The sequence below is a fragment of the Limnochorda sp. genome, from assembly GCF_047459355.1.
GTDB lineage: Bacteria > Bacillota > Limnochordia > Limnochordales > Limnochordaceae > Limnochorda.
This window is the reverse complement of the sequence record NZ_VSCV01000088.1, coordinates 1-1,577: the sequence shown is the minus strand read 5'-3', so window position 1 is coordinate 1,577 and position 1,577 is coordinate 1. Positions and strand designations below refer to the sequence as shown.

The window sequence follows — 1,577 nt, the reverse complement described above, 5'->3', positions numbered from 1 at the left end:
GTATGAGTAAAATGTTTGTTGGAGATATTTTTGCCTTTTCATCCAGATAATGACGTTTTGTCGTTATCTGGATGAAAAGGTCACCAAGCGAAGCGCGGTAGTAAGAAAAGAATATAAAAAGAGGGTTCCTCCTTGGTAAAATGTTAATTGGCTAAAATCAAAAAAACACCCAAAGGAGGGAACCCTCTCATGAAAAAAGATACCATACAAAATCTAAGTTTTAAACAATTGGAGCTAATTCTTTGGAGGAATTTACAACACACATACTCTCAGGTATTGGCACAACTTCTTGAAGAATTGGATAAACAAATCGCCGAAAACCGTGATAGAGACCGTTTTAGGCTGCATGACACAAGAACATGCACGATAACCAGTCTCTTCGGAGACATCGAGATTAAACGAAATTATTATCACGACAGGAAGACCGGAAAATATGTATGTCTTTTGGACCGCATTTTAGAATTTAAAGGGGCAAAGGGGATTAGTCCGTTATTGGAAGAGACTGCGATGGAATTCGCCATAACGGGTACTTCGTACCGAAAGGCGGCGGACGTACTGGAAGATATTGTTGGTTACCGGGTTATAAGCCATGAAACCATTCGGAAGCTTCTTTTGGAGGCGACAGCGATTTCAAAAGAACCAGAGCCGGTACATGGTCAAGTGTTGTTTGTGGAAGTGGATGGACTATATGTCAAAAGACAGCGGCAAAAACAAAGGGGAAAAGAAGAAAAAATAGCTGCCGTTCATCAAGGGTGGGAAGTGAACGGAAAACGGGTGAAGCTGAAAAATAAACGCCATTTTGTCCATAACGGAAAAGAGCCTTTCTGGGATGCGTTTGAGAAGTTTTTAACGGACACCTATGATTATGACCCGGCAGTACATAAGCTGGTTATCAATGGAGACGGAGCCGCTTGGATCACTGCTTGTCGTGAGTATTTCGGTGACAGGGCTTTTTATACACTTGACCGATATCATGTGGCACGAGAGATTCAACGCTTGTTCAAGAGGCATCCGCGCTATAGAGCTCTGCGAAAGGCATTGGCCAAAAACGCACCGGAAAAACTGCTTATGGAATTAAACAGCGCTGTGGGAACCTTGGAAGATGAGTCCAAAGAGGCTCAACTTGAGAATCTGATTAAACAGTTGGAAAAGTATCCTGAAGCCTTGAGAGATTATCGTGATTGGCTCAAAGAACAAGGAATAGACGTTAAAGGATTCAGGTCCATGGGAAGTGCTGAGGCAACCATGAGTGTATTTGCAAAACGGCTGAAAAATGGCCGCAGTTGGGTGGATAAGGGCGTCAGTGCGATGATGACAGGGCTGGTGGCTCATATGGATAAATTGACATTAAAAACCTTGTTTGGACGTGTGGAAAAATGGATTGAGCCAAGCGAAGAAAAGAAGGTTCCGAAGCGCTATGTCAAGAAAGTGAGCAGGATGGTCAAGGAGGCAACCAGGGGAAATATCCCTTATCTAAAGAGAACAATCCATTTGCCAGTATGTTCAGCATTAAAAGCATTAAAAGGATTTTAAAAAACGAGACATCAATCCCAAGGAGGGACTCTGAGGGCATGAAT

1 protein-coding gene is annotated in these 1,577 nt (G+C 42.7%); it reads left to right on the top strand.

Going from position 1 to position 1,577, the window contains the following annotated elements; genetic code table 11:
• Positions 1–189: 189 nt before the first annotated feature.
• Entirely contained in the window at positions 190–1,533 is a 1,344-nt protein-coding gene (locus tag FWJ67_RS11045; RefSeq protein ID WP_414482846.1) for an ISLre2 family transposase, read from the top strand.
• The last annotated feature ends 44 nt before the right edge of the window (positions 1,534–1,577 follow it).